This is a genomic window from Marinoscillum sp., from assembly GCF_040222955.1.
In the GTDB taxonomy this organism is placed as follows: domain Bacteria; phylum Bacteroidota; class Bacteroidia; order Cytophagales; family Cyclobacteriaceae; genus Marinoscillum.
In genome coordinates this window covers 383,943-406,491 of record NZ_JAVKCA010000008.1, presented here as the reverse complement: position 1 = coordinate 406,491, position 22,549 = coordinate 383,943, and the positions used below count along the sequence as shown (strand labels likewise).

At 43.8% G+C, this 22,549-nt stretch carries 24 protein-coding genes and 4 tRNA genes; 20 read left to right on the top strand and 8 right to left on the bottom strand.

Annotated features, from left to right (window positions below; translation table 11 throughout):
* Positions 1 to 29 precede the first annotated feature (29 nt).
* A complete protein-coding gene (locus RIH33_RS07800) occupies positions 30 to 1,379 on the top strand; it encodes a TolC family protein (protein WP_406654573.1) in 1,350 nt (449 codons plus the stop codon).
* Here the strand turns inward: RIH33_RS07800 and RIH33_RS07795 are convergent.
* From RIH33_RS07795 to rsfS, 4 genes are read right to left on the bottom strand one after another with little or no spacing between them, the layout of a single operon-like run.
* The gene (locus RIH33_RS07795) at positions 1,374 to 2,171 is read right to left on the bottom strand and encodes a hypothetical protein (RefSeq protein WP_406654571.1); all 798 of its coding nucleotides are present in this window, start codon (positions 2,169 to 2,171) and stop codon (positions 1,374 to 1,376) included. The genes RIH33_RS07800 and RIH33_RS07795 overlap by 6 nt on opposite strands.
* Complete coding sequence (locus RIH33_RS07790) at positions 2,161 to 2,925, bottom strand: UDP-2,3-diacylglucosamine diphosphatase (RefSeq protein WP_406654570.1); 765 nt, start codon at positions 2,923 to 2,925, stop codon at positions 2,161 to 2,163. Before RIH33_RS07790 ends, RIH33_RS07795 begins: the two co-directional genes overlap by 11 nt.
* Before the next feature lie 50 nt (positions 2,926 to 2,975).
* The gene (gene ftsH, locus RIH33_RS07785; RefSeq protein WP_406654568.1) at positions 2,976 to 5,105 is read right to left on the bottom strand and encodes an ATP-dependent zinc metalloprotease FtsH; all 2,130 of its coding nucleotides are present in this window, start codon (positions 5,103 to 5,105) and stop codon (positions 2,976 to 2,978) included.
* Positions 5,106 to 5,150: 45 nt separating this feature from the next.
* A complete protein-coding gene (rsfS, locus tag RIH33_RS07780; protein WP_406654567.1) occupies positions 5,151 to 5,531 on the bottom strand; it encodes a ribosome silencing factor in 381 nt (126 codons plus the stop codon).
* An 86-nt stretch (positions 5,532 to 5,617) separates the two neighbouring features.
* Here rsfS and RIH33_RS07775 point away from each other — a divergent pair, with 86 nt between their 5' ends.
* The 3 genes from RIH33_RS07775 (at position 5,618) to RIH33_RS07765 (ending at position 8,831) form a co-directional block, all read left to right on the top strand.
* Positions 5,618 to 6,337 carry a biotin--[acetyl-CoA-carboxylase] ligase gene (locus tag RIH33_RS07775; RefSeq protein WP_406654566.1) on the top strand — a complete coding sequence of 240 codons (720 nt, stop codon included), beginning with the start codon at positions 5,618 to 5,620 and terminating at the stop codon, positions 6,335 to 6,337.
* A gap of 49 nt (positions 6,338 to 6,386) precedes the next feature.
* A complete protein-coding gene (gene ahcY, locus RIH33_RS07770) occupies positions 6,387 to 7,694 on the top strand; it encodes an adenosylhomocysteinase (protein ID WP_406654565.1) in 1,308 nt (435 codons plus the stop codon).
* A 63-nt stretch (positions 7,695 to 7,757) separates the two neighbouring features.
* Entirely contained in the window at positions 7,758 to 8,831 is a 1,074-nt protein-coding gene (locus RIH33_RS07765) for a glycosyltransferase family 4 protein (protein WP_406654564.1), read from the top strand.
* Here the strand turns inward: RIH33_RS07765 and RIH33_RS07760 are convergent.
* Positions 8,812 to 9,585 (bottom strand): glycosyltransferase family 2 protein, encoded by a 774-nt coding sequence (locus RIH33_RS07760; RefSeq protein ID WP_406654563.1) that lies wholly within the window; start codon positions 9,583 to 9,585, stop codon positions 8,812 to 8,814. The genes RIH33_RS07765 and RIH33_RS07760 overlap by 20 nt on opposite strands.
* 237 nt (positions 9,586 to 9,822) lie before the next feature.
* Here RIH33_RS07760 and RIH33_RS07755 point away from each other — a divergent pair, with 237 nt between their 5' ends.
* Genes RIH33_RS07755 through nadD form a run of 4 tightly spaced genes read left to right on the top strand, consistent with a single transcriptional unit; the run spans position 9,823 to position 11,854 of the window.
* Complete coding sequence (locus tag RIH33_RS07755) at positions 9,823 to 10,407, top strand: sigma-70 family RNA polymerase sigma factor (RefSeq protein ID WP_406654562.1); 585 nt, start codon at positions 9,823 to 9,825, stop codon at positions 10,405 to 10,407.
* A gap of 37 nt (positions 10,408 to 10,444) precedes the next feature.
* Positions 10,445 to 10,711 carry an anti-sigma factor gene (locus RIH33_RS07750; protein ID WP_406654561.1) on the top strand — a complete coding sequence of 89 codons (267 nt, stop codon included), beginning with the start codon at positions 10,445 to 10,447 and terminating at the stop codon, positions 10,709 to 10,711.
* 4 nt (positions 10,712 to 10,715) lie between these two features.
* Positions 10,716 to 11,285, top strand: a complete 570-nt coding sequence (gene gmk / locus RIH33_RS07745) for a guanylate kinase (RefSeq protein WP_406654560.1) — start codon at positions 10,716 to 10,718, stop codon at positions 11,283 to 11,285.
* A complete protein-coding gene (gene nadD / locus RIH33_RS07740) occupies positions 11,282 to 11,854 on the top strand; it encodes a nicotinate (nicotinamide) nucleotide adenylyltransferase (protein WP_406654558.1) in 573 nt (190 codons plus the stop codon). The genes gmk and nadD overlap by 4 nt, the downstream gene beginning before the upstream one ends.
* An 8-nt stretch (positions 11,855 to 11,862) precedes the next feature.
* Here nadD and frr read toward each other — a convergent pair whose 3' ends face one another.
* The 3 genes from frr to RIH33_RS07725 all read right to left on the bottom strand — a co-directional run bounded on the left by frr (position 11,863) and on the right by RIH33_RS07725 (position 13,705).
* Positions 11,863 to 12,423 carry a ribosome recycling factor gene (frr, locus tag RIH33_RS07735; RefSeq protein ID WP_406654557.1) on the bottom strand — a complete coding sequence of 187 codons (561 nt, stop codon included), beginning with the start codon at positions 12,421 to 12,423 and terminating at the stop codon, positions 11,863 to 11,865.
* A 4-nt stretch (positions 12,424 to 12,427) separates the two neighbouring features.
* Entirely contained in the window at positions 12,428 to 13,132 is a 705-nt protein-coding gene (gene pyrH / locus RIH33_RS07730) for a UMP kinase (RefSeq protein WP_159585209.1), read from the bottom strand.
* A gap of 75 nt (positions 13,133 to 13,207) precedes the next feature.
* Entirely contained in the window at positions 13,208 to 13,705 is a 498-nt protein-coding gene (locus RIH33_RS07725) for a biotin/lipoyl-containing protein (RefSeq protein WP_406654555.1), read from the bottom strand.
* A gap of 216 nt (positions 13,706 to 13,921) precedes the next feature.
* Here RIH33_RS07725 and RIH33_RS07720 point away from each other — a divergent pair.
* The 12 genes from RIH33_RS07720 (at position 13,922) to rpoB (ending at position 22,525) form a co-directional block, all read left to right on the top strand.
* Positions 13,922 to 14,004: transfer RNA gene (locus tag RIH33_RS07720), tRNA-Tyr, on the top strand.
* 14 nt (positions 14,005 to 14,018) lie between these two features.
* A tRNA-Gly gene (locus tag RIH33_RS07715) sits at positions 14,019 to 14,091 on the top strand.
* A 29-nt stretch (positions 14,092 to 14,120) separates the two neighbouring features.
* A tRNA-Thr gene (locus RIH33_RS07710) sits at positions 14,121 to 14,192 on the top strand.
* A 95-nt stretch (positions 14,193 to 14,287) separates the two neighbouring features.
* On the top strand, positions 14,288 to 15,475 hold the full coding sequence (gene tuf / locus RIH33_RS07705) for an elongation factor Tu (RefSeq protein ID WP_159585207.1): 1,188 nt from the start codon (positions 14,288 to 14,290) through the stop codon (positions 15,473 to 15,475).
* A 106-nt stretch (positions 15,476 to 15,581) separates the two neighbouring features.
* Positions 15,582 to 15,654: transfer RNA gene (locus RIH33_RS07700), tRNA-Trp, on the top strand.
* A gap of 18 nt (positions 15,655 to 15,672) precedes the next feature.
* Positions 15,673 to 15,864 carry a preprotein translocase subunit SecE gene (gene secE, locus RIH33_RS07695; protein WP_159585206.1) on the top strand — a complete coding sequence of 64 codons (192 nt, stop codon included), beginning with the start codon at positions 15,673 to 15,675 and terminating at the stop codon, positions 15,862 to 15,864.
* Positions 15,865 to 15,867: 3 nt separating this feature from the next.
* Positions 15,868 to 16,425 carry a transcription termination/antitermination protein NusG gene (gene nusG, locus RIH33_RS07690; protein WP_159585205.1) on the top strand — a complete coding sequence of 186 codons (558 nt, stop codon included), beginning with the start codon at positions 15,868 to 15,870 and terminating at the stop codon, positions 16,423 to 16,425.
* Between the two features lie 4 nt (positions 16,426 to 16,429).
* Positions 16,430 to 16,873, top strand: coding sequence for a 50S ribosomal protein L11 (gene rplK, locus RIH33_RS07685; protein WP_406654553.1), 444 nt, complete (start codon positions 16,430 to 16,432; stop codon positions 16,871 to 16,873).
* 8 nt (positions 16,874 to 16,881) lie between these two features.
* Positions 16,882 to 17,580, top strand: coding sequence for a 50S ribosomal protein L1 (gene rplA / locus RIH33_RS07680; protein WP_406654551.1), 699 nt, complete (start codon positions 16,882 to 16,884; stop codon positions 17,578 to 17,580).
* Positions 17,581 to 17,586: 6 nt separating this feature from the next.
* Positions 17,587 to 18,114, top strand: coding sequence for a 50S ribosomal protein L10 (gene rplJ / locus RIH33_RS07675; protein ID WP_406654550.1), 528 nt, complete (start codon positions 17,587 to 17,589; stop codon positions 18,112 to 18,114).
* Between the two features lie 30 nt (positions 18,115 to 18,144).
* On the top strand, positions 18,145 to 18,522 hold the full coding sequence (gene rplL, locus RIH33_RS07670) for a 50S ribosomal protein L7/L12 (protein WP_159585201.1): 378 nt from the start codon (positions 18,145 to 18,147) through the stop codon (positions 18,520 to 18,522).
* 133 nt (positions 18,523 to 18,655) lie between these two features.
* On the top strand, positions 18,656 to 22,525 hold the full coding sequence (gene rpoB / locus RIH33_RS07665; RefSeq protein ID WP_406654548.1) for a DNA-directed RNA polymerase subunit beta: 3,870 nt from the start codon (positions 18,656 to 18,658) through the stop codon (positions 22,523 to 22,525).
* Positions 22,526 to 22,549 lie beyond the last annotated feature (24 nt).

Here is a 22,549-nt window from a genome sequence, read left to right as displayed (position 1 = left end):
GCCTTTTTTTGATCTAAAATAAACTGGAAATGAAGAAGACTTTGATTTTCATGATGATTACCATGACCTTGCTGGCCCATGCACAGGATACAGAGGAGGTGACCGTCCTTACGCTGGATGACTGTATCCAGACCGCCCTGGAGAGAAATATCCAGTTGAAGCAGGCACGTAATAGTCAGCTGATTGCTGAATCCAACCGACTGCAATCCATCATGAATTTTTTCCCTTCGCTATCTGCGGGGGTGAACTATGACTATTTTTTCGGTAATTTCTTTGACACCAATGCCGCTCGTCAGGTCTCTGAGACCACCAGCAGTTCTGCGCCCAATATTTCTTCCAACATGGTCTTGTTCAATGGTTTTTCGAACCACTTTCAGTTGAGTCAGCGAAAGCATGAGCTGGTTGCTGCATCGGAGACCATTAAGAATACCGAAATCAGTGTAGAAAGCAATATTCTTGCCTTTTACCTCAGTGTGATTTTGGATAAAGAAAACATCAAGATTGCCCGAGAGCGCGTGGAGCTATTGGAGGCACAACTGGAGCGAGAGAAGAAAAGAGAATCTGTGGGAGTCGGTAATCTGGAATCTGTTTACAATTTTCAGGGTCAGCTGGCCAATCAAAAGCTGACGCTTAACAATCTGGAAAATACCCTCAGAAGAGATTTGCTCACTTTATTTCAGTCGATGCAGCTCAACCCAAATGATGGGGAGGTGGAAGTGCAGGCCTATGATGTGCAGGAGGAAGAACTCCTGCTGGAGGCAGATCCGTTCGATGTAGTCCTCGAAGAAACACTAAGCAGCAGCCCTGCACTGAAAGCCGCCAGTTCAAGTTATGAAGCGTCGAGATACCAGTTTAAGTCAGCCAAAGCTCAACTGTATCCCACCATTACAGCCTTCGGAAGAATAGGGTCTAACTATTCATCTAATGGAGCGCGAAATCCCACCAATGGCGATTTTGAACCGGATGCCAGCTTTTCCAGACAAATGGAGTTTAACGAATTTGAATATGTGAATTTTTCGTTGAACATCCCCATCTTTTCCAGGTACCAGACCAGCAACAACATTCAGGTCGCCAAAGTGGGCATGGCCAACGCCGAGCTGGGGGTAGCACAGTCGATGAACACGATCACTAATCTGGTGCAAACTGCTTATCTGGATTTGGTTTCAGCTCAAAACACCTACATCTCTGCTAAAGAAAATCTGGAGGCCACTACACAGACCTTTGAGTTTATGAAAAAGAGATTTGAGACAGGCAATACAGATTTTTATACTTACCTGGAAAGTCTTAATAACAAGAATAGGGCTGAGCTGGAGCTGATCAATTCCAAGTACAGCATAGTGTTCAGAAAGAAAATTTTGGAATTGTACAGGGGATCATAGTGAAAGTTGATAGATCAATACCTGATTTTTACTTATAAAATAGTAACGGTCTCCCCACTTCAGAACATTACTAAAGCCCTCTCGTGGGGCTTTTGTTTTTGTGATGCTTCCCGGACGAAAAACGTCGATGGAAGTAATCCACTCTCCGGCCAGAAAAACCAATTGTTCATTGACCACCTGAAAGTAAGAAACACCTTTTTCTGTATGGCTCATCTGTAGGTTTCCATACTGATCAAAGAGGTGAATACCTTGCTGAGAATCGCTGATGAGCACCAGATTTTGGTAGGCCTGCATGTAACTGGCACTGCTCAGGTTTATCTGTAGTGGATTAGATAGCAGTACATTGGAGTTTTGAATATTGTATTTTCTAAGTTCATTATAGTCTGCAGACAATACCCATACGCTGTTGTCAATTCCGGGGGCACACAGTGTCACCAGATTGCGCTGATAGTCTGAAAGGGAATAGGTGATAGGGGTGGTGCTGAAGCGATCAAGAAAAATGAATTGTTGAGGACTTTTATAATACAGAAATACTTTGAACCGATTCCAGGCGCTGATCAGGGTGACAGGAAAATTACCTATAGCTGAGTAGACCTCAGTTTCATTCCCATCCTGATCGTAGCGGAGCATATCTCCGGCCGCGGTACCGATGTATATCTTGCCGTCAGTGTCTACAGATTGTGCAGTGATTTCATTTTTGAGCGTTATGGTTTTGACAAGTGTCCACTCCTGAGCCAGACAGCCCGTGCTCAGCTGTAATAATAAAGTGCAGATCAGTAGTTTAGCTTTCAAAGGTTTTTAGGGTTGCGTTGTCCTGTGTCATTTCAAGGTAAGTACTTCCGTTGATCCATTCTCCAAGATTGAAATAAGTGGAACGGGTACCGATGGGCGCTTCTATAGCCAGGTGCCTATGTCCGAAAATGTAAAAATCATGATGCGCCGTGGCTTCTACTTCCTTACAATACTGAATCAGCCATTCTTCGTCCCCTTTAAAGGGCGGATCTGAGCAGGTATCTCTGCTATGGTCAGACCATTTATTAGCAAGCCAGATGCCCAGGTCAGGGTGCAGCCATCGAAAAGCCCACTGGGCCAGGCCATTGGTGAATATTTTCTTGAAAAACTTGAATTTTTTATCACCAGGCCCCAAGCCATCTCCATGACCAATATGCACGGAATGAGGGCCTATCTGGAAAGACTGAGGCTGATGGATGATGGGAATGTCCAGCTCCCGGGTGAGGTAGTCTGCCATCCACAGGTCATGATTGCCGGTAAAAATGACGATGGGGATGCCCCTGTCTTTGATTTCGGCCAGCTTGCCCAGAAACCTTAGATACCCTTTGGGGACTACATGCTTGTACTCAAACCAAAAGTCGAATAAATCGCCAGCCAGGAATATCCCTGCGGCACTCGGGCTCACTTCACTAAGCCATCTGACAATTTTCTTTTCCCGGTCAAGGCTGGAGGCCCTGTCCGGAGCTCCCAGGTGAAAATCACTGGCGAAGTATATTTTTTTTTGAGGGTCTAGATCAGAAAACTGTAAGTCCATAAAAAAAGGGAGCCTTTTAGGGCTCCCAATTTAAGCAATGTATTCTGTTTTTAGGACTGCTTTTTGTCCTCCAGTTCTTCCTCTGATTTTGTGTCCACGCTATCGTCTTCTTTCTGTACCTCATGGATCACGCTGCTCTTCAGCTTGGCCAGCTCCTCTTGCTTGGCTTTTTCAGCTTCCAGCTTTTCCAGCGCCTCTTGCTCGTCCCTTTCGTCATTTACATTTTTATTGTTTGTAAATCGCTCATAGGTAGTCTGATTCTCAAAAGGGCGCTTGCCAATCAGCCTGTCCAGATCACCCTGGAAAATAATTTCTTTTTCCAGAAGTTCTTTGGCAATGATCTCCAGTTCCTTGCCTTTTTCTTTCAGCAATTCTTTGGTGCGTGCATAAGCCTGATCTATGAGGGTCTTGACCTCTTTGTCAATCAACTCTGCCGTAGCGTCAGAGTAGGGCTTCGTGAAATTATACTCAGATTGCTTACTGTCGTAGAAGGAAACGTTCCCAATCTTATCATTCATACCATAAACAGTTACTATACTGTACGCCAGCTTGGTGATCCTTTCCAGGTCACTAAGGGCACCGGTAGAGATCTTACCAAAAACCAAATCCTCAGCTACTCTGCCACCCAGTGCCATGCACATTTCATCCATGAGCTGCTCAGTCTGGTAGAGAAACTGCTCCTTGGGCAAATACTGTGCATACCCCAGTGCGGCTACGCCGCGTGGTACTATACTCACCTTCACCAAAGGGTCTGCGTGCTCCAAAAACCAGCCTGCTACGGCGTGGCCAGCTTCATGATAAGCCACGATCTTTTTCTCTTCCGGAGAGATAATTTTGTTCTTTTTCTCCAGTCCACCGATTACCCTGTCAATGGCATCCTGGAAATCTGCCATGTCTACGGCCTTTTTGTCACGTCGGGCAGCAATGAGGGCTGCTTCGTTACATACGTTGGCAATTTCAGCTCCGGCAAACCCCGGGGTTTGTGCTGCCAGTTTTTTAGCATCCACATTTTCGTGCTGTTTGATTGGCTTCAAATGCACTTTGAAAATAGCTTCCCTACCAATGATATCCGGCTTGTCGATACTTATCTGTCTGTCGAATCGGCCAGGTCTTAGCAGCGCCGAGTCCAGCACGTCCGGGCGGTTGGTAGCCGCCAGTATGATGACTCCAGAGTCCGTGGAAAAGCCATCCATCTCCACCAAAAGGGAGTTAAGAGTATTTTCTCTTTCATCGTTGGAGCCTGGCATTTGCCCTTTTCCTCTGGACCTGCCTATGGCATCTATCTCATCAATGAAAACGATACATGGCGCTTTTTCTTTGGCTTGCTTAAAGAGGTCTCTTACCCTGGCAGCTCCCACACCTACAAACATCTCCACGAAATCGGATCCTGAGAGCGTGAAGAAAGGAACGCCTGCTTCACCCGCTACAGCTTTCGCCAGCAAGGTTTTACCTGTTCCGGGAGGGCCTACTAAAAGGGCTCCTTTCGGAATTTTCCCACCCAGCGTGGTGAATTTCCCAGGATTTTGAAGGAAGTCAACAATCTCCTTGATTTCCTCTTTGGCCTCTTCGAGACCAGCAGCATCGTTGAAAGTGATTTTAACTTTGTTTTCCGCATCAAAAAGTGCAGCTTTCGATTTTCCAATGTTGAAAATCTGGCCACCAGGCCCACCACCACCGGTCATCCGTCTCATCAGAAACCAGAAACCGAAAATGATCAGGAATAGAAAACCCCAGTTAAATATAAAAGTGGTAAAATCCTGCCGCTCGTCCACCTCATACCCTATCTGCTGATCCTTGGGTAGTTTATCCATCAGCTCGTTAAACTTCTGGTTGAAGATCGTCGGATCAACAATTTTGAATTTGTAGTGAGGTCCGCTATTGGTGGAAAACGGGGATTGTTCCTCTAATTCTATTTTGTATTTGGTGTTCTGAAGGGCCTCGGGTTTCAGTGTTACCTCTACCTCATCCTGATTTTTGATCAGAACTACCTTTTTCACATCGTTAGCCAGAACCATCTGCTCAAATCGCTTGTCAGAGATCGACACTGTGGTGTTGCTACGGCTGAAATATGTAAATCCAAAAACCACGGTGATCAGGCCGACTATAATCAGCAGTTGATAGTTGGGTTTATTTGGCTTTCCACCCATAAGTGGGCTTTTCTGTCTCGGTTTATCCGCCATTATCTATTTGTAAAAGTTTAATTCGTACAACGCTCAGAAGGGTATTTAGTTCGCTTTGTCTATTTCGGTGACTTTAGCATCACCCCAGAGCTCCTCCAGACCGTAAAATTTTCTTTTTTCTTTATTGAAAACATGAGCGACTACATCTACATAATCAATGATGATCCACTCTCTGCTGTCTTTGCCTTCTCTTTTCCAGGGATTTTGGGTAGAATGCTTGAATACCTCATCTTCTATAGAATCGGCAATTGCATCTATCTGCGTGTCAGAATTTCCTGAACAGATGATAAAGTAATCCGCCACTGCGTTTTTTACTTCCCGAAGATCCATCACCACTACATCAGAAGCCTTCTTCTCCACCATACCCTGCGCTACCAGTTCACTTAATTTACTGGAATTAATTGCTTCTTTTGTTTTTACCTGCATTCATTCATTTTTTAGTCTTACTTTATCTTCAAAAATACTAATATACTTTGCATAAATACTTTGCCAAACCGCTATTTCTAGGCAAAATGCTCGAATTCCTGCCAGAATGTCACAGTACCAATGAGGAGGTACTGTTGCGAATCCGACGCAAAGTCCTGAATGAGGGCTACATATTGCATACCGGGCACCAAATAGCCGGAAAAGGTCAGCGGGGTAATGCCTGGCTGAGCGAACCCGGTAAAAACCTTCTTTTCTCTATTTACCTGACCCCTAAGATGCTCCTGCCCAAACAGGCCTTTTTATTAAATATCATATCCGGGCTGGCGGTAGTGGATGCACTCTCCCCTGCGATCAGCGATACAGTGGAATTGAAGTGGCCAAATGACGTTTATGTGGGGGATAGAAAAATATCCGGCATTTTGGTTGAGACCATGATTGAAGGAGGGGTCATAGTGGATGCAGTTGTGGGGATAGGCGTAAATGTTAATCAATCCTATTTTTCCCTAACCTCCGCCACCTCCATGCTGATGGAAAGTGGTAGCACTCATGATCTCGAGGAGTTGTTGGAGCAGATCGTCTTGCAGATGGAAAAATATTATTTGAAATTGAAATCCGGAGATGCCAAAGGTATCATTGATGCCTATTATAAGGTAATGAGGTGGCGGGGGGAAATTCACTCATTTCAGGACAAGGAGGGAATTTTTGAAGGAGAAATAATTGGAGTGGATGATACTGGAAGGCTCACTGTGAAAACAAACAATACCGTCAGGAGTTTCGACGTGAAGGAAATAGCATTCCTTTACTGACTTCCCAATACTTTTAATTTATTAATTTTGCGCTTGTAAAAATTGAGTCATGATTGAAGAAAAGCTGAACTACAAAGTAAAAGACATTAACCAGGCCGAATATGGCCGGAACGAAATAAGGTTGGCAGAGGCTGAAATGCCCGGACTTATGGCCTTGCGAGAAGAATACGGACCTTCAAAAATATTGAAGGGAGCCCGCATTGCAGGTTGTTTGCATATGACCATCCAGACGGCTGTTTTGATAGAAACTCTCGTGGAGTTGGGAGCAGAGGTTTCCTGGTCTTCATGTAATATATTTTCAACCCAGGATCACGCAGCAGCAGCTATCGCCAAGGCGGGTGTACCAGTATTTGCGTGGAAAGGCCTCAATGAGGAGGAGTTTGACTGGTGTATCGAACAGACGTTGTTTGCGTTTGAAGGTGGCAAGCCCCTGAATATGATTTTGGATGATGGCGGTGACCTGACCAATATGGTTTTGGATAGATACCCGGAGTTGGTAGAGGGGATCAATGGCCTTTCGGAAGAGACTACCACAGGTGTTCACAGACTTTATGAGCGCATGAGAAAGGGGACACTGCCGATGCCAGCTATCAATGTAAATGACTCGGTCACCAAGTCTAAGTTTGATAACAAATATGGCTGTAAGGAGTCTCTGGTAGATGCGATCAGAAGAGCGACTGATATTATGCTGGCAGGTAAAGTGGCCGTGGTAGCCGGGTATGGTGATGTAGGTAAAGGTTCTGCAGCTTCCTTGCGTGGAGCTGGCGTAAGAGTGATTGTGACGGAAATCGACCCGATCTGTGCGCTGCAGGCAGCTATGGATGGTTACGAAGTAAAGAAAATGATCAATGCCGTACCAAGGGCTGATATCATCGTTACCGCCACAGGGAACAAAGACATTATCAGAGGAGAGCATTTCAAGCTGATGCGTGATAAGACGATAGTGTGTAACATCGGCCACTTTGACAATGAGATTGACGTGGCATGGTTGAATGGAAACTACGGAAGCACTAAGGTGGAGATCAAGCCACAGGTGGATTTGTATAATATTGACGGTAAGGAAATCATTCTTCTGGCAGAAGGAAGACTGGTGAACCTCGGATGTGCCACAGGACACCCTTCTTTTGTGATGAGTAACTCATTTACCAATCAGACACTTGCTCAGATAGAGCTGTGGACCAATGTGAAGAATTACGAAAATGCGGTTTATACGCTTCCTAAACATTTGGACGAAAAAGTAGCCGCGCTTCACCTAGCCAAAATCGGGGTAGAACTTGAGAGCTTGTCTCAGGATCAGGCGGAATATATTGGGGTGACTGTGTCAGGGCCATTTAAGCCGGATACTTACCGATATTAATCGCTCAAACTTAAATAACTTAGAAGGCGGCTTTCTTGATGGAAGGCCGCCTTTTTTATGGCTATGAAAATACTCTTCACTACATGTCAGGGCGGAGTAGCAGGGTCTACACATTCCATATATTATTTGATCAGAGGGCTCAGCCAAAAAGGGCATGAAATTCACCTGGCTTGCGGGAAGGGAGCATTACTGTGGAATTTGGTGTCGGATCTTGGAGATGTGTATTGTCATGACGTGCCTTTTGATAGCTACCTTGATTTTGGCTCGGTGAGGAGCATTGTTCGAGTTATAAAAAAACATCAAATAGAACTCATCAATGCACAGGGCGGGAAAGACCGCAACCTTACCATCCTGGCCAAATGGGCTTTTGCTTTGGATGTCAAAATTGTGTTTACGCGAAGACAAAGGCCCAGAAATGAGCCCTGGATCAAGCGCTGGTTTCACACCATGGGGACTTCAGGGATTGTGATGGTCAGTGAAGGGCTAAAGGATATTTTTCTAAAAAGGGGCTACCGGGAGGCGCACCTGAAAGTGATTTTTAATGGAGTTCCGAGAGATCTGTTGCTACAGGTCAGTAAAGAAAGGGTTGAAGGACTGAGGGAGGGCTATGGCTTGGTTGGTAAAACCATCTGCTGTGTAAGTAGAAAGAAACTTCAGGGGGAGCTTATAGAAGCACTGAAATACCTACCGGAGGACTACAATATTTTATTTGTGGGCATTGCTCAGGAAGATTTTGCAGAGCTACTGGCAAGGGAAAGACCAAAGCAACGAATCATTTTCACGGGGGTGGTAAGCCATGAACTGGCCCTTCATTACCTCCAGTTGGCAGATGTGAACATTCTGCCCTCACATATGGACGGGTTTGGTCTGGCTCTGGTGGAGGCTATGCTCTGCAGGGTTGCGGTTATAGGTTCCCGGTTTGGTGGGATTCCGGATATTATACAAGATGGAGTGAATGGTTTCCTTTTTAACAATGGGGAGCCTGAGGATTTAGCAATGAAAATTCAACGACTAGTAGAGAGTCAGACCTTGCGCAAGCGATTTGCAGACAAGGCCTTTAAAGATGCTACCGAAAAGTTTTTGGTAGAAAGAACCGTCCTGGAGTATGAAGCTTACTTTAGAAGGCTCGTCGGTTAGTGTCCTCTTTTTGAAGTTGCCTTAGCCTCTTATATTTCAAATATTTCTCCATCATGGCGAGTTTGATAATCTGCCAGCCGTGTTGTCCGTCCAAAAAACCACCTTTGAAGAGATAGCTCTTCACGAGGCAAGTGATTGGGCTCAGTATCATTCTGAAGAGGGCGAACTTTCTCCTTCGACTGAGGTAAGAAGCTGCGCTGATCTCTGCGTATTTTTTTACCTGATTTTCATGCTCAGAGTAGGTGGCAAAAGTGAAATGAAATAGGTCACCCTTGAGCTTTTGGGGGTTAATTCCTTTTTCAGGAAAGACCTTGTCATGTGGGTTGACCCCACTCCAGTTAGCCCGTTGCTTATTCCACAACCTGAGTTTCCAATCGGGATACCAGTCTCCATGTCTGATCCACTTGCCGCAATAAAACGATAATCTGTTCAGTAAATAAGCATGGTTCGGAAATCCGTTTTCTTTTTCATGCAGAATACTATCTGCTAGCTCCTCACTAAGGGCTTCGTCACCATCCAGCGAAAGCACATGGTCGTGCGCAGCCAGAGCGAGAACATGATTTTTCTGGTCAATTTGATTCCGGTATACCCTTTGTTCAAAGCGCACACCCAGGCTCCTGCAAATGTCCGGTGTCCTGTCTGTGGAAAACGAATCGAGTATCACCACCTCGTCAGATACTTTTTGCACACTCCGAATGCAACGCTCGATGTTCCGTGCTTCATTGTAGGTAATGATGATAGTGGAGAGCTTCATTTTGTATCATTCAGAAATCTGCAGAGCAGATCTGGCCGTAAATAACTGAGGGTGCAAATTAATGAGTACTGGTGGGGACTCCGTTTTTGTTGAGTAAATAAGTTCATTCTTATTTAGAATAAGTATAAACTATTTGAAGAGTGTCATCGTAAAAAGGTGTAGGTACATCGAAATGATCTTAAACAAATTGATGTTGAGTTCGATTTTATTATTAGGTAAAAAGAGGAGATCAAAGAAATGAGCGAGGAACAAGCAATCAGGCGCAAGTATTCGGATAAAGAGCGGAAGAACATTTTCGACAATGAATTTCTGCCTCATTTGGATGCTATGTACAATTTCGCCTACAGGCTCACCTTTGACCAGGATGATGCAAAAGACCTGGTTCAGGATACTTTTATGAAGGCATATCGGTTTATCAACTCTTTTCAGCAAGGCACCAACGCCAAAGCCTGGCTTTACAGAATTCTTAAGAATAGCTTCATCAATGACTTCAGAAAGAGAAGTAAGCAACCTGCGAAAGTAGATTATCAAGAAGTAGAGAACTTCTACAATTCGGAAGATGTTGATGAAAGCAGAACTGTAGACCTGCGGATAGATACGGTGAAGGATATGATCGGCGATGAGGTGTCCAACGCACTCAATGCGTTGGCGGTAGATTTCCGAACTGTGATTATCTTGTGTGATCTGGAGGGCTTTACTTATGAGGAAATGGCGAAGATCCTGGACATTCCGATAGGCACGGTCAGGTCCAGGTTGCATAGAGCCAGAAACCTCCTGAAAGAGAAACTGAAGTCATATGCCTTAACTATGGGCTACAAATAATATTTATTTATTTAGTTTGTGAAATAATTGCATCACCATGTCAGACAACTCTGAGAAGAAAGGAACGAATGATTGTAATGAGTTTGCGAAATGCCTCCAGTATCTCCATCTAATGTTGGACAATGAAGCCACAGAAGAGCAGGAGATTTATCTAAAAAACCATATTCATAAGTGCATGGTTTGCTTCGAGCAGTACGAAGTGGAAAAGCAAATCAGAGAGTTATTGAGGAGTAAACTTACCAATCAAAAAGTACCGGCTGACCTGGCGCAAGCTATAAGAAATAAAGTTTTTCAATCAGCCTGATTATATGAGCCGAGGCAAGGCAGTAATTTTCTGTGCACCATCTGGTGCCGGTAAGACCACCATTGTAAAGCATCTCATCGAGACCATCCCCAATTTGAAATTTTCGATTTCCGCGACCACCCGTGCAAAAAGGGCAGGTGTGGAAGAAGACGGTAAAGATTATTATTTCCTTACCCAGGCAGACTTTCGTCGGAAGCTTCAGGCAGGGGAGCTGTATGAGTGGCAGGAGGTATATCCCGGGGTGTTCTACGCCACGCTGAAATCTGAAGTAGAGCGGCTTTGGGCTGAGGGATATCATGTGATCTTTGATGTGGATGTTATAGGAGGAGTGAATCTGAAGGAAGCACTTGGCGACAGGGCCCTATCTGTATTTGTAAATGCCGAGAGTGTGGAGGTACTTCGCCACCGCCTGGAGAAGAGACAAACAGAAACCAAAGAGTCCCTGGAGCGGAGAATAGGCAAAGCAGAAGCAGAAATGCAATTCGCGGAGAAATTTGATTATGAGCTTATAAACAGAGATCTGAAGACAGCCTTCAAAGAAGCAGAGCAGATTGTAAATGATTTTCTCCAATGAAAGTTGGGCTCTTTTTCGGATCGTTCAATCCTATACACGTTGGTCATTTGATTATAGCCAATGTGGCTCATCAGTCCACAGAGCTGGATCAGGTGTGGTTCATTGTGTCGCCACAAAATCCCTTCAAGAAGAATAAGAACCTGCTGCACGAGTTTGATCGGTATGATTTAGTGCAGGCAGCCATTGAGGATGACTACCATTTCAGGGCAAGTGATGTGGAATTTCAGATGCCAAGGCCCAGCTATACAGTGGACACGTTGGCGGTACTTAGTGAAAAATATCCTGATCATGCCTTCACACTGATCATAGGGGAGGATAACCTGGGTTCTTTTCCTAAGTGGAAGAATCATCAGGTGATTTTGGATCATTATGGACTGATTGTTTACCCGAGACCGAACGCTCAGAAATCAGATTTGACAGAACACCCCAATGTCCGGTTGATAGAGGCCCCTGAGATGGACATATCGGCTACCCTGATCAGAAAAATGATAAGGGCAAACCGATCCATCAAATACCTGGTGCCACAACGTGTGGAAGAAATGATCCAGACACGCAAATTGTTTATCTGACCAGTAGATTACAAGGTCATGATGTCCTTCTCCTTCAGCTCCAGAAGCTCATCGAGTTTTTTGGTGTGAAGGTCCGTGATCTTCTGTACTTCTTCTTCGGCCCCTTTGATGGCGTCCTCCGAGGCTCCGTCCTTCAAAAGTTTTTTGAGGGAATCCATTACTTCCTTACGCACATTTCGCACACTGATTTTGCCGTTTTCAGTCTCTGATTTGGCTTGCTTTACCAGAGAGATTCTGCGCTCTTCCGTAAGGGGAGGGATGTTGATTCTGATTAGCTCACCATCATTCTGCGGGTTAAAACCAAGGTTAGAGTTGATAATGGCTTTTTCTATCTCCGGGATCATCTTCTTTTCCCAGGGCTTTATACTCAAAGTTCTGGCGTCAGGTGTAGTCACAGAGGCTACCTGTTGCAGCGGGGTGCTTGCACCATAGTATTCCACTGCGATACCATCCAGCATGTTCGGCATGGCCTTGCCGGCCCTTATTTTGGCCAGCTCGGTGTTGCAGTGACTCACTGCCTTGTCCATCATTTCTTGTGAGTGATCTAAATAAAAATCGATTTCCTCCATTGTATTAATTGATTAAAGTACCCACCTCTTTTCCATCTATGATATCAAATAGATTTCCAGGCTTATTCATGTCAAATACTATAATTGGGAGATTGTTTTCCATGCAAAGGGTAAAGGCGGTCATATCCATGATGCTCAGTCCTTTTTCGTAGGCCTCCTGAAAAGATACGTGGGTGTACTTGGTGGCGGTTGGATCTTTCTCAGGATCAGCCGTGTACACACCATCTACTCTTGTGCCTTTGAGTACCACGTCAGCTTCTGTTTCGATGGCTCGTAGGCTGGCCGTGGAGTCCGTGGTAAAATAGGGATTACCTATGCCCGCACCAAAGATGACAATCCTGTTCTTTTCCAAATGCCGGATAGCTCTGCGCCGGATAAACGGCTCACATACCTGTTCCATTTTTAGTCCTGACATCAGGCGGGTGTACATTCCGTGCTTTTCGAGTGTGCTCTGTAGGGCCATGGCGTTGATGACCGTGGCTAACATACCCATGTAGTCTCCTTGTACCCTGTCTATTCCTGACTTCTCTCCATCCACTCCTCTGAAGATATTTCCTCCTCCGATCACTATGGCCAGTTCAAGGCCTTTTTCGTGAACTCTTTTGATTTCCATAGCATATTGCTCCAGTCTGTTGGGGTCTATGCCATGTTGATTTTCTCCCATGAGGGCTTCGCCACTAAGTTTGAGGAGTATCCTTTTATATTTCATGCAGGGCTATATAATTGTTTGTTGATTAAAATTTCACAAAAGTATAAAGATTACCACATCAAGCGCCCATGATCCTTAAAAAGATACCAGAACTTGATTTTTTTCCACGTTTTGACCCTTTTCAATGTGGATTTTTTGAATTGTGGTGTTCACAGGAGATTTAATGATGTTCTCCATTTTCATAGCTTCCAGAATTAGAATGGTATCCCCTTCCTGAATTTCCTGACCTTCGGATACCACAATGTCAATGATGGTGCCCGGCATTGGAGCATTGATCTCATTAATCACTTCGTTGGCGATCACGTCCATTCCCAGGTCTTCCAGGATTTGTGCGATATGATCCTTGGTACTTACGCTAAATTCTTCTCCATTAATATTTAATGTCAGGGTGCTGCTGTCATGTGACTCAACAACCGAGATCTGATAGACGTGCTGATTTTGGTAAAGAAGAAATTCATTTGAAGACTTCCTGTGTAGGTCGTAAGAGCTTTCTTTGCCGTTGATGAGGGCGCCCCCTTCATGTTCTGCAATTTGAAACTCATTACGTCCATTTACTTCTACTTTTAGTTTCATATCGGTCATGCCATTTTCCAGGCCACTATAATAATGAAAATCAACGAACCGGAGCGGTGAAAAAGGGCCTCGGAAGGTTAAAAACATGCTTTGAAAAAATGATTCCAGATTTACTGGTAAAAATTTGATTAAAATAAAAAAGCGTATAATTTTGCATTCCCTTTTTCAAGGAGAACCGAAAAAGGGGAGTACTTTGATAGAGTAGAAATGTTAGTTGGGGGGATACCAAAGCGGCCAACTGGGACGGACTGTAAATCCGTTGACTTATGTCTTCGAAGGTTCGAATCCTTCTCCCCCCACAAAATGTTAAAAAGCGGGTGTAGCTCAGTTGGTAGAGCGACAGCCTTCCAAGCTGTAGGTCGCCGGTTCGAACCTGGTCACCCGCTCGAATTATCAACCTTTTGAAATTCCCAAAGCCGATGTAGCTCAGGGGTAGAGTGCTTCCTTGGTAAGGAAGAGGTCACGGGTTCAAATCCCGTCATTGGCTCTTGTATCCTCAAGGGGAAACCATTTGGTTGGTAATATTTGGGATATTTTTATTTTGACTTATTTATTTAATATTTAAACCGAGGATTATCAGACATGGCTAAAGCAACCTTTGATCGTTCAAAACCGCACGTTAATATCGGTACTATTGGTCACGTTGACCATGGTAAAACCACATTGACTGCTGCTATTTCTTCTGTACTTGCCTCAAAAGGCCTTGCAGAAATGAAAGACTTTTCTTCAATTGACAATGCACCTGAAGAAAAAGAAAGAGGTATTACTATCAATACTTCACACATTGAGTATCAGACAGAAAAAAGACACTACGCGCACGTGGATTGTCCTGGTCACGCTGACTATGTTAAGAACATGGTTACTGGTGCGGCCCAGATGGACGGAGCTATCATCGTGGTAGCAGCGACTGACGGTCCTATGCCACAGACAAGAGAGCACATCCTGCTTTCTCGTCAGGTAGGTGTACCTGCTTTGGTTGTTTTCATGAACAAAGTGGATTTGGTTGATGATCCTGAGCTTCTTGAGCTTGTAGAAATGGAAATCAGAGAGCTTCTTTCTGATTATGATTTCCCAGGTGATGACATTCCAGTGATCCAGGGTTCTGCGCTTGGTGCACTTAACGGTGAGCCTAAGTGGGTAGAAAAAGTAGAAGAGCTGATGAATGCAGTGGATGAGTTTATTCCACTTCCTCCTAGAGCAGTTGATAAAGAATTCTTGATGCCTGTAGAGGATGTATTCTCGATCACTGGTCGTGGTACTGTAGCTACTGGTAGAATCGAAAGAGGTGTAATCAACTCTGGAGATCCTGTTGATATCATCGGTATGGGAGCTGAAGGTCTTAAGTCTACCATCACTGGTGTGGAGATGTTCAGAAAAATATTGGACAGAGGTGAAGCTGGCGATAACGTTGGTTTGCTTTTGAGAGGTATTGAGAAGAGCGAAATCAGAAGAGGTATGATTATCTGTAAGCCTGGTTCTGTAACTCCTCACGCTAAGTTCAACGCTGAGGTATACGTTCTTTCTAAAGAAGAAGGTGGTCGTCACACGCCTTTCTTCAACAAGTACCGTCCTCAGTTCTACGTAAGAACAACAGACGTTACTGGTGAGATCATGCTTCCTGCTAATGTGGAAATGGTAATGCCAGGTGATAACGTAACCATCGAAGTGAATTTGATCAACCCTATCGCTCTTGAAAAAGGATTGCGATTTGCGATCAGAGAAGGTGGCAGAACTGTAGGTTCTGGTCAGGTTACTGAGATCCTTGACTAATTGAAATTTCAAAACATTGCCATCTGGAAATTAATTCCAGATGGCATTTGTTTATAAATATTGATTCATCTAACTTTGCAGTCCTTTTGGGCTGCATGGTTTTTTTACGGGTGTAGCTCAATTGGTAGAGTAGTGGTCTCCAAAACCATTGGTTGGGGGTTCGAGTCCCTCCTCCCGTGCAATCTTTAAACATAACGATGGATAAGGTAATATCTTTTTTTAAAGAGGCTTATGATGAGTTACTTCACAAAGTAACCTGGCCTAAATACGCTGATCTGCAAAACAGTAGCATCCTCGTTTTGGTCGCTTCTTTAATTTTCGCTCTGATGATAGGGCTTTTCGACTTTGGATTCGAAAATGCCATGAAATGGTTTTATAACGAATTTTAAGGGATGTCTGAGTTCAAATGGTACGTAGTAAGGGCCATAAGTGGCCGTGAGAAGAAGGTAAAGGGTTACCTGGAACAAGAGATCGCGAGGAACGGTATTGAGCAGCTGGTAACGCAGGTGCTTATCCCTTCTGAGAAAGTATACGAAATGAGAAATGGAAAGAAGCGTGTACGTGAGCGCAACTTTTTTCCAGGATATATACTCATACAAGCTGATTTGAGCAATGGCGAGACTCAGCATATTATTACCAATACACCAGATGTAATTGGTTTTCTTGGTGAAGGTTCTACCAGCGCTTCCAAGGATCCTGTCCCACTTCGACAAAATGAGGTGAACAGAATTTTAGGTAGGGTCGATGAAGCCGAGGAGTACGAAGAGAAACTTGATACACCTTTTATAGTGGGTGAGTCGGTAAAAGTTATGGATGGTCCATTCAGTGGCTTTACCGGTACTGTAGAAGAGGTATTTGAGGATCGAAAGAAGTTAAATGTTACAGTTAAAATTTTTGGAAGAAACACTCCTGTAGAGTTGAATTACATACAGGTAGAAAAACAAGAATAATCTAATGGCTAAAGAGATAACAGGTTATTTGAAACTTCAGGTTAGGGGAGGGGCGGCAAATCCTTCTCCACCAGTAGGACCAGCACTTGGTTCTAAGGGACTAAATATCATGGAGTTTTGTAAACAGTTCAATGCAAGAACTCAAGATAAGCAGGGTCAATTGCTCCCGGTAGTTGTTGCGATCTATACTGACAAGTCTTTCGATTTTGTAATTAAAACACCTCCAGCTCCAATATTGATTATGGAAGCTGCTAAGTTGAAAAAAGGTTCTGCTGAGCCAAACCGTGCGAAAGTGGGTTCTATCAGCTGGGATCAGGTGAAAGAGATTGCTGAGTTGAAAATGCAGGATTTGAACGCATTTAAGATTGAATCTGCAATGCGTCAGGTAGCTGGTACAGCTAGAAGTATGGGAGTAAGAGTTTCTGGTAAAGCGCCTTGGGCTAACTAAATAGTACAATGGGAAAGATTACGAAAAATCAGAAAAAAGCTGCAGAGCTTGTTGACGTAAATAAGGAATACTCTATTGAGGAGGCTGCTCAGTTGGTGAAGGACATTACCTTTTCCAAATTTGATGCATCTGTTGATATTGATATTAGACTGGGCGTAGACCCACGTAAAGCGGATCAAATGGTTCGTGGTGTGGTGGCTTTGCCTAACGGGATTGGCAAGGAAGTGAAGGTGCTTGTGCTTTGTACTCCAGATAAGGAGGAAGAGGCTAAGGCTGCTGGAGCTGACTTTGTAGGTCTTGACGACTATATCACCAAAATAGAAGGTGGGTGGACTGCAATTGATGTGATCATCACAATGCCTACAGTAATGGCTAAAGTGGGTAAGTTAGGTAGAGTACTCGGACCACGAGGATTAATGCCGAACCCTAAGTCAGGTACTGTAACCATGGACATTGCTCAGGCAGTGACCGAGGTAAAGGCTGGTAAGATTGACTTCAAAGTTGATAAAACAGGAATTATCCATACAAGCATTGGTAAGATCTCCTTCGATCGGGAGAAGATCATGCAAAATGCAGTGGAAATGATTCAAACTGTGGCGAAGTTGAAACCTTCTTCTGCCAAGGGTACATATTTTAAATCAATCACACTATCCAGTACGATGAGTAAGGGTATAGCTGTTGATAAAAATAGCATAGCTGGACTATAAGACGTTATGACTAGAGAAGAAAAAGCACAAGTGATTGCTGGTTTAACAGAAAAACTTCAGCAAACAGACCACTTCTACATCACTGACACATCAGGCCTTACTGTTGCACAAATCAACAAGTTTAGAGAGATGTGCTTCAAAAAAGGTGTAGAGTACAAGGTTGTGAAAAATACTTTGATCAAGAAAGCCCTTGATAATCTTGACAATGACTATTCATCATTGGATAGCACATTAAAAGGATTCTCGGGGATCATGTTTGTGAATGAAAACGCAAACGTTCCTGCTAGGGTCATTAAAGACTTCAAGAAGGAAGACAAAGATCAGAGACCTAAGTTTAAGGCTGCTTCCATAGATTCAGATATTTTCATCGGTGAAGACCAGTTGGAGATTTTGAGTAACCTCAAGTCGAAACAGGAACTTATTGGTGAGGTTATTTCATTACTTCAGTCACCTGCTAAGAATGTTATCTCCGCTCTACAGAGTGGTCAGCATACTTTAGCCGGTCTAGTAAAAACACTTTCAGAAAGAGAATAAGATTTTTAACAAAATTAATTGACAATTAAAATGGCAGATTTAAAAGAATTCGCTGAGCAACTAGTAAACCTTTCAGTAAAAGAGGTAAGTGAACTAGCTACAATCCTTAAAGATGAGTATGGTATTGAGCCTGCAGCTGCAGCAGCTCCTGTAATGGTAGCTGGTGGTGGTGATGGTGGAAGTGCTGCTGAGGAAAAATCATCTTTTGATGTTGTACTTAAGTCAGCTGGTGCAGCTAAGCTAGCAGTAGTGAAATTGGTAAAAGAACTTACAGGTCTTGGACTAAAAGAAGCTAAAGAACTGGTAGACGGTGCTCCAAGTAACGTAAAAGAAGGCGTAGCTAAAGATGAGGCTGAGGCGCTTAAAAAGCAGCTTGAAGAAGCTGGTGCCGAGGTTGAGCTAAAATAATTTGATTTTCATCAACTAAGGTTTAGGCCTGGCTCCCATCCCGATATACATCGGGATAAGGATCAGGTCTTTTCCTGTTTGTATCTACTACATATTGTTCTTGATCCTTATTTTGAACTAAACAGATAAAGCTTTGGCTAAAAATACATCTGAGAGAGTTAATTTCTCTTCTATAAAATCTGTAATCGATTATCCTGATTTCCTTGACGTACAGCTGAAGTCATTCGTTGACTTTTTCCAGCTGGACACTCCTTCTGAGAAAAGAAACTCCGAAGGACTGTACAAAGTGTTCATGGAGAACTTTCCTATCAGTGATTCCAGAGAAAATTTCGTGCTGGAATTTGTCGATTATACTGTTGACCCTCCAAAGTACTCAGTTGATGAGAGCATCGAAAGAGGTTTGACGCACTCTGTTCCCCTCAAAGCTAAGCTTCGTTTGCTTTGCAATGATGAGGAGAATGAAGATTTTGAGACCATAGAGCAGGAAGTCTTCTTGGGGAATATCCCATATATGACTGCAAAAGGGTCTTTCGTAATCAATGGGGCTGAGCGAGTGATCGTTTCGCAGTTGCACAGGTCTCCGGGTGTGTTCTTTGCGCAAAGCAAGCACACGAATGGAACACACTTGTACTCCGCAAGGATCATTCCTTTTAAGGGATCCTGGATTGAGTTTGCTACAGACGTTAACAACGTGATGTATGCCTATATCGATCGTAAAAAGAAGTTTCCTATTACCACACTTCTCAGATCGATAGGATATGGATCAGATAAAAAAATATTAGATCTCTTTGGCCTGTCCGAAGAGATTGATGCTACTGAAAAGGAGCTGAAAAAAGTGATAGGTCGCAGACTGGCCGCCAGGGTACTACGTACCTGGACAGAGGATTTTGTGGATGAAGACACCGGAGAAGTTGTTTCCATTGATAGAAATGAAGTGATTCTCGAAAGAGATGGCATCATTTCTGAGGATGATATTGAGACCATTTTGGAGTCCGGCAGCAAGTCAATTGTCCTTCACAGGAAGGATGTGAACATCACGGATTACTCTATCATATACAATACGCTTCAGAAGGATAATTCCAACTCTGAGAAGGAAGCCGTTGAGCAGATTTATCGTCAGTTGAGAAATACTGATGCTCCTGATGAGCAGACTGCCCGGGATATTATTCAAAATCTCTTCTTCAGTGATAAGCGTTATGATCTGGGTGAAGTTGGTCGATACAGAATCAACAAAAAGCTAGGATTGGACATAGGATACGATAAGAGAACCCTCACCACTGAGGATATCATTCTTATCGTGAAGTACCTGATCGGGTTGATCAATAGCAAGGCAGTAGTCGATGATATTGACCACTTGAGCAACAGAAGGGTTAGAACTGTGGGTGAGCAATTGTATGCACAGTTTGGTGTGGGTCTTGCCAGAATGGCCAGAACCATCCGTGAGCGAATGAATGTTCGGGATAATGAAGACTTCAAGCCAGTTGATTTGATCAACGCGCGTACGTTGTCTTCAGTGATCAATTCATTCTTTGGTACCAACCAGCTCTCTCAGTTTATGGATCAGACCAATCCATTGGCAGAGATTACGCATAAAAGAAGAATGTCGGCACTAGGACCTGGTGGTCTTTCCAGAGAAAGAGCAGGTTTCGAGGTACGTGACGTTCACTATACACACTATGGCAGACTTTGTACCATCGAAACTCCTGAAGGGCCAAACATTGGTTTGATCTCCTCACTTTGCGTACACGCCAAGGTGAACCAGATGGGTTTCATTGAGACACCTTATAGGGATGTGGTAGAAGGAACTGTGGATATGACAGGTAGTGTAAACTATCTCACTGCAGAGGAAGAAGATACCTATAATATAGCCCAGGCCAATGCGCCTTTGGATGACAAAGGAAACTTCCTGAATGATAAAGTAAAGGCACGTTTCGAAGGGGATTTCCCGGTAGTGGATCCCAAAGATTTGAAGTATATGGATGTGGCACCGAATCAGATTGTATCGGTAGCAGCCTCTATGATTCCTTTCCTTGAGCATGATGATGCCAACCGTGCATTGATGGGCTCTAACATGCAGCGCCAGGCAGTACCATTGTTGAAGCCTCAGGCTCCAATTGTTGGAACTGGTTTGGAAAAGCGTGTTGCTATTGATTCACGTGCATTAGTGATCGCTGAAGGAGACGGTGAAATCGAATATGTAGACGCTAAGAAGATAGTTGTCAGATATGAGCGAACTGAAGAAGATTTGCTTATCTCTTTCAATAGTCCAAGTGTTACTTATGAGCTCATTAAGTTCAGAAGAACTAACCAGGATACTTGTATCAACCTGAAGCCGATTGTTACCAAAGGTGATAAAGTATATAAAGGTCAACCTTTGTGTGAAGGTTTTGCTACCGAAAATGGTGAGCTGGCCCTTGGAAGAAACCTGATGGTGGCATACATGCCATGGCAGGGGTACAACTTTGAGGATGCGATTGTAATTTCTGAGAAGGTGGTAAGAGAGGATATTTTCACCTCTATCCACATCGACGAATACGACCTTGAAGTAAGAGATACCAAGAGAGGAGAAGAAGAGCTTACTTCTGAGATACCAAACGTAAGTGAGGAAGCTGTTAAGAACCTTGACGAAAATGGTATTATCAGAATTGGTGCTGAGATCAAAGAAGGAGATATCCTGATTGGTAAAATCACACCAAAAGGGGAAACCGATCCTACTCCGGAAGAAAAGCTATTGCGTGCCATCTTTGGAGACAAAGCGGGTGACGTAAAAGATGCTTCATTGAAAGCTTCACCTTCATTGAGAGGTGTGGTGATTGATACTAAACTCTTCTCAAGACCTAAGAAGGATAAAGACCTTAGATCAAGAACGAAGAAAGAGGTAGAAATGCTGAAAAACCGTTACAGCGGTGAGCTTACTGAGATCAGAAATCAAATGATCGACAAGTTGGCGAAGCTTCTCGAAGGAAAAACTTGCCAGGGAATCAAACATAAGTTTGGTGAAGAGGTAATGTCTAAAGGAACCAAGTTCAACAGAAAAAACATTGAGGCAAATCTATTCCCACCTAAGAATGCTTACAGGGATGAGAGTAACTACAATGTTCCTGAAGAAGCCAATTTGATTTCAGATTTGATCATCGAAGATTGGGCAACCGATCAGCATACTAATGATCTCATCTTCAGAATGGTCAAGAATTATATCAATGCAAGAAACGAAGTATCAGGTATTTTCAAAAGAGAGCGCTTTACGCTTGAGGTTGGAGATGAACTTCCAGCAGGCATTGTTCAGTTGGCCAAAGTCTATGTTGCTAAGAAACGTAAACTGAAAGTAGGTGATAAGATGGCGGGTCGTCACGGAAACAAGGGTGTTGTAGCCAAGATTGTCCGTGATGAAGACATGCCTTTCATGGAAGATGGAACTCCGGTGGATATTGTGTTGAACCCGCTTGGTGTACCTTCTCGTATGAACATCGGTCAGATTTACGAAACTGTACTGGGTTGGGCCGGTTTAAGATTGGGTAAGAAATATGCTACTCCAATTTTTGACGGTGCTACTGAGGATGAAGTTCAGAGCGAACTGAAGGATGCAGGATTACCATCATTTGGTCGTACTTATCTATATGATGGTTTGAGCGGAGTTCGCTTCGATCAGCCTGTTACGGTAGGTGTGGCTTATATGCTGAAACTTGGTCACCTGGTAGATGATAAGATGCACGCAAGAAGCATCGGACCATACTCACTGATCACACAGCAACCACTCGGTGGTAAGGCACAGTTTGGTGGTCAGAGATTTGGAGAGATGGAGGTATGGGCACTTGAGGCATTCGGTGCTGCCCATGTATTGCAGGAAATCCTTACCATTAAGTCGGATGACGTGATTGGTAGAGCAAAAGCCTACGAGGCGATTGTGAAGGGTGAAAACATGCAGAAGCCAAACATCCCTGAATCGTTCAATGTATTGGTTCACGAGCTTCGTGGATTGGCACTTGAAATTACCTTAGACTAATAAATTGGATAACAGCCCCGCTCT